Source organism: Microvirga tunisiensis, assembly GCF_009296175.1.
Classification (GTDB): Bacteria; Pseudomonadota; Alphaproteobacteria; order Rhizobiales; family Beijerinckiaceae; genus Microvirga; species Microvirga tunisiensis.
Genome location: NZ_VOSK01000357.1, coordinates 1 through 5,702, shown reverse-complemented (window position 1 = coordinate 5,702; position 5,702 = coordinate 1). Strand labels below are relative to the sequence as shown.

Sequence of the window (5,702 nt, the reverse complement as noted above, 5' to 3'; positions counted from 1 at the left end):
GTGTTGGTTGCGGGGACAGGATTTGAACCTGTGACCTTCAGGTTATGAGCCTGACGAGCTACCGGGCTGCTCCACCCCGCGTCAACGCGTGCGAGTTTGGCACCGCCAAACCCCAAACTGGTGTGCCCTTGAAGCAGGCTTCAAAGGCGAAGAGGGCCGACAAACACAAACCGCGGTGCTCTTGTGCAGAGACACCGCGGTGTGATTGTCGAAGAGATGTAAAGAGGCGGTTGTCCTTGGCAGGCCCGGCAATGACCTACTCTCCCGGGTCTTGAGACACAGTACCATCGGCGCTGAGGAGTTTAACGGCCGAGTTCGAGATGGGATCGGGTTCTTGGCTCCTCGCTCAAATCACCGGACCGGCGAAGGATAACGGCAAGGGCGCCTCAGGCGCCACCCGGAACTTGTTCAAAGCTCCAAGTCAAACAGTCTTTCTCGTCCAACCCGCCCACCTGCCGGGATCGCAAGATCCCGCAAGGCCGACCGGCCGCCGGCGACAGGTCGCCGGATCAGTCCGCGCAGCGGACACAAATCATGAGAGCAATCAAGCCAATCGAGCGATTAGTACCAGTCAGCTCAACGCGTCACCGCGCTTACACATCTGGCCTATCAACGTGGTCGTCTTCCACGGCTCTGATAGGGAGCACTCGTTTCGAGGTGGGTTTCCCGCTTAGATGCCTTCAGCGGTTATCCCGTCCGTACATAGCTACGCTGCACTGCGGCTGGCGCCACAACAGCTCCACCAGAGGTACGTCCATCCCGGTCCTCTCGTACTAGGGACAGATCCTCTCAATACTCCTACACCCACGGCAGATAGGGACCGAACTGTCTCACGACGTTCTGAACCCAGCTCACGTACCACTTTAATCGGCGAACAGCCGAACCCTTGGGACCTTCTCCAGCCCCAGGATGTGATGAGCCGACATCGAGGTGCCAAACCTCCCCGTCGATATGGACTCTTGGGGGAGATCAGCCTGTTATCCCCGGCGTACCTTTTATCCGTTGAGCGATGGCCCACCCACGCGGGACCACCGGATCACTATAGCCGACTTTCGTCTCTGCTCGACGTGTCAGTCTCGCAGTCAAGCGGGCTTATGCTATTGCACTCGTCGAACGATTTCCGACCGTTCTGAGCCCACCTTCGCGCGCCTCCGTTACTCTTTGGGAGGCGACCGCCCCAGTCAAACTGCCTACCATGCGCTGTCCCGGACCCTGATCAAGGATCGCGGTTAGACATCCATGTCTACAAGGGTGGTATTTCAAGGATGGCTCCACGAGAGCTGGCGCTCCCGCTTCAGTGCCTACCACCTATCCTACACATGCCGACACGAATGCCAGCGCAAAGCTACAGTAAAGGTGCACGGGGTCTTTCCGTCTGACCGCAGGAACCCCGCATCTTCACGGGGAATTCAATTTCACTGAGTCTATGTTGGAGACAGCGGGGAAGTCGTTACGCCATTCGTGCAGGTCGGAACTTACCCGACAAGGAATTTCGCTACCTTAGGACCGTTATAGTTACGGCCGCCGTTTACCGGGGCTTCGATTCAAAGCGTGAACCTCTCCTCTTAACCTTCCGGCACCGGGCAGGCGTCAGACCCTATACGTCGTCTTGCGACTTCGCAGAGTCCTGTGTTTTAGGTAAACAGTCGCCACCCCCTAGTCTGTGCCCCTCCCGCCTGGTTGCCCAAACGGAAGGCCTCCTTATCCCGAAGTTACGGAGGTAAATTGCCGAGTTCCTTCAACATAGTTCTCTCAAGCGCCTTGGTATACTCTACCAGTCCACCTGTGTCGGTTTCGGGTACGGTCCGATGTGAGGGCTATTTCCTGGGACCCGGAAGCCGCCCGAGCAATCCGATAAGCTCGAACGACGATAAGGATCCGTCACCTCTCACTGGCGCACGAATATTATGCGTGCTTCCCATCGACTACGCCTTTCGGCCTCGCCTTAGGGGCCGGCTAACCCTGCGAAGATTAACTTTACGCAGGAACCCTTGGACTTTCGGCGACAGTGTCTTTCACACTGTTTGTCGTTACTCATGTCAGCATTCGCACTTCCGATATCTCCAGAGGCCCTCACGGGTCCTCCTTCGCAGACTTACGGAACGCTCCGCTACCGCATGCACTCATCGTGCACACCCTAAGCTTCGGCTCGTGGCTTGAGCCCCGTTACATTTTCGGCGCAGGAACCCTTGTTTAGACCAGTGAGCTGTTACGCTTTCTTTAAAGGATGGCTGCTTCTAAGCCAACCTCCTGGTTGTTTTGGGATTCCCACATCCTTTCCCACTTAGCCACGAATTGGGGGCCTTAGCTGTAGGTCAGGGTTGTTTCCCTCTCCACGACGGACGTTAGCACCCGCCGTGTGTCTCCCGCGCACTCCTTCCAGGTATTCGGAGTTTGGTTAGGTTTGGTACCGCTGTGGGCGGCCCTAGCCCATCCAGTGCTCTACCCCCTGGAGGATTCACGCGAGGCGCTACCTAAATAGCTTTCGCGGAGAACCAGCTATTTCCGAGTTTGATTGGCCTTTCACCCCTAGCCACAAGTCATCCGAGACTTTTTCAACAGGCACCGGTTCGGTCCTCCAGTGCGTGTTACCGCACCTTCAACCTGCTCATGGCTAGATCACCCGGTTTCGGGTCTAAAGCAACGAACTCAAAACGCCCTGTTCAGACTCGCTTTCGCTGCGCCTCCACCTATCGGCTTAAGCTTGCTCGTTACTTTAAGTCGCTGACCCATTATACAAAAGGTACGCAGTCACCCAGGACGAACCTTGGGCTCCTACTGTTTGTAAGCATCCGGTTTCAGGAACTGTTTCACTCCCCTCGTCGGGGTGCTTTTCACCTTTCCCTCACGGTACTAGTACACTATCGGTCGCTGAGGAGTACTTAGGCTTGGAGGGTGGTCCCCCCATGTTCAGACAGGATTTCACGTGTCCCGCCCTACTCAAGTCCTGCAATCACGTTGATCCGTACGGGGCTATCACCCGTTCTGCCCGCCTTTCCAGACGGTTCCGATGACGTGTCATGCAGGCACTGGCCTGGTCCGCGTTCGCTCGCCACTACTAACGGAGTCTCAATTGATGTCCTTTCCTCCGGGTACTTAGATGTTTCAGTTCCCCGGGTTCGCCTTAAACCCCTATGTATTCAGGGCCTAATCCCTTCATCTGACCCTCCGTAGTGCCAAAACAGGATCGCTCCTGCCCTGACAATACAAAGGATCGAAGGGGGGTTTCCCCATTCGGAGATCCTTGGATCAAAGCTCGTTCGCAGCTCCCCAAGGCTTATCGCAGCGTACCACGTCCTTCATCGCCTCTCAGCGCCAAGGCATCCACCAGATGCTCTTACGACACTTGATTACTCTCATGATCAATGTCCGCTCGGCTACAAGCCGGACATGACCAAAAAAGAAAGACCTGTCTTTGGATTTCTCCAAAGACATGTTTTGCTTGCCAAGCATATCCGACGCACACGGCTGCGGGCCGTGGCTGGTTCGCGGGACTAGGTTGCCCGCTGGTCGAATATGCTGCCTCTTTACGATTTCAAACATCCGCGCTCACCCTCACGAGAGGGGAGGCGAATTCCTTTGACCTTCCGGATCCCTAAAAAATGGTGGAGCCTGTCGGGATCGAACCGACGACCTGAAGCTTGCAAAGCTACCGCTCTCCCAGCTGAGCTAAGGCCCCGTTTTGGTTTGGCCTCAAGCGCCGGCGAAAGCGTCCGCTTTCTTGGCTGTCCGCGCCACGGGGCGCGGCGGCCGGTCGGCCTTCGCAAGAAGGCAGGACGGCGTCTGAGGCTAACCAAGAGAATGGTGGGCCTGGGACGACTCGAACGTCCGACCTCACCCTTATCAGGGGTGCGCTCTAACCACCTGAGCTACAGGCCCAATCGGAGCACAAACCCCGACCGATGTATCCGGAATGAGAAGAGAAACGAAGACGGCAGCGTCCCGCATACCGAGACCTGACTGGTCTCTTGTGTTCCAAGCGATCCGATAAAACCAACAGATGTCGGTCTTGAGGGATCGTCCTTAGAAAGGAGGTGATCCAGCCGCAGGTTCCCCTACGGCTACCTTGTTACGACTTCACCCCAGTCGCTGACCCTACCGTGGTCGCCTGCCTCCTTGCGGTTGGCGCAGCGCCGTCGGGTAAGACCAACTCCCATGGTGTGACGGGCGGTGTGTACAAGGCCCGGGAACGTATTCACCGTGGCGTTCTGATCCACGATTACTAGCGATTCCGCCTTCATGCACTCGAGTTGCAGAGTGCAATCTGAACTGAGACGGCTTTTAAGGATTAGCTCCCCCTCGCGGGTTCGCTGCCCTTTGTCACCGCCATTGTAGCACGTGTGTAGCCCAGCCCGTAAGGGCCATGAGGACTTGACGTCATCCCCACCTTCCTCTCGGCTTATCACCGGCAGTCCCCTTAGAGTGCCCAACCCAATGATGGCAACTAAGGGCGAGGGTTGCGCTCGTTGCGGGACTTAACCCAACATCTCACGACACGAGCTGACGACAGCCATGCAGCACCTGTGTTCCCGCCAGCCGAACTGAAGGATCCTGTCTCCAGGATCCACACGGGACATGTCAAAGGCTGGTAAGGTTCTGCGCGTTGCTTCGAATTAAACCACATGCTCCACCGCTTGTGCGGGCCCCCGTCAATTCCTTTGAGTTTTAATCTTGCGACCGTACTCCCCAGGCGGAATGCTTAAAGCGTTAGCTGCGCCACTGACGAGCAAGCTCGCCAACGGCTGGCATTCATCGTTTACGGCGTGGACTACCAGGGTATCTAATCCTGTTTGCTCCCCACGCTTTCGCGCCTCAGCGTCAGAACCGGACCAGTTAGCCGCCTTCGCCACTGGTGTTCTTGCGAATATCTACGAATTTCACCTCTACACTCGCAGTTCCACTAACCTCTTCCGGTCTCAAGCCATGCAGTATCGAAGGCAATTCTGTGGTTGAGCCACAGGCTTTCACCCCCGACTTACAAAGCCGCCTACGCGCCCTTTACGCCCAGTGATTCCGAACAACGCTAGCCCCCTTCGTATTACCGCGGCTGCTGGCACGAAGTTAGCCGGGGCTTCTTCTGCGGGTACCGTCATTATCGTCCCCACTGAAAGAGCTTTACAACCCTAAGGCCTTCATCACTCACGCGGCATGGCTGGATCAGGCTTGCGCCCATTGTCCAATATTCCCCACTGCTGCCTCCCGTAGGAGTTTGGGCCGTGTCTCAGTCCCAATGTGGCTGATCATCCTCTCAGACCAGCTACTGATCGTCGCCTTGGTGGGCCATTACCCCACCAACTAGCTAATCAGACGCGGGCCGATCCTTCAGCGATAAATCTTTCTGCTCTCGCACGTATCCGGTATTAGCCCAAGTTTCCCTGGGTTATTCCGAACTGAAGGGCACGTTCCCACGCGTTACTCACCCGTCTGCCACTCATCCCGAAGGATGCGTTCGACTTGCATGTGTTAAGCCTGCCGCCAGCGTTCGTTCTGAGCCAGGATCAAACTCTCAAGTTGAAAGAATTTGATCTCGACTAAATCTCTACGCAAATTGACAGAGTACCTCCATCTCCAGGTTTCCCTGAAGCGGTGTACTCACCAAAGCATAGACATGGTCGATGTTCTCATTCGATCGCCCCGAAGGACGATCCGCAAGGACACCGCCGCCTACGCTTCTCTTCTCTCTTCACTTGTCAAAGAACAGG

3 tRNA genes and 3 rRNA genes are annotated in these 5,702 nt (G+C 56.3%); all 6 read right to left on the bottom strand.

What is annotated here, in order from left to right:
• Nucleotides 1-4: 4 nt before the first annotated feature.
• Nucleotides 5-81 (bottom strand) — tRNA-Met (locus FS320_RS36485).
• Between the two features lie 162 nt (nt 82-243).
• Nucleotides 244-359 (bottom strand): 5S ribosomal RNA (rrf, locus tag FS320_RS36480).
• A 181-nt stretch (nt 360-540) separates the two neighbouring features.
• Nucleotides 541-3,352 (bottom strand): 23S ribosomal RNA (locus FS320_RS36475).
• Between the two features lie 251 nt (nt 3,353-3,603).
• Nucleotides 3,604-3,679, bottom strand: a tRNA-Ala gene (locus FS320_RS36470).
• A 123-nt stretch (nt 3,680-3,802) separates the two neighbouring features.
• Nucleotides 3,803-3,879, bottom strand: a tRNA-Ile gene (locus FS320_RS36465).
• A 148-nt stretch (nt 3,880-4,027) separates the two neighbouring features.
• Nucleotides 4,028-5,514, bottom strand: a 16S ribosomal RNA gene (locus tag FS320_RS36460).
• Together the 16S, 23S and 5S rRNA genes with 3 tRNA genes alongside form the textbook arrangement of a ribosomal RNA operon.
• Nucleotides 5,515-5,702: the final 188 nt, after the last annotated feature.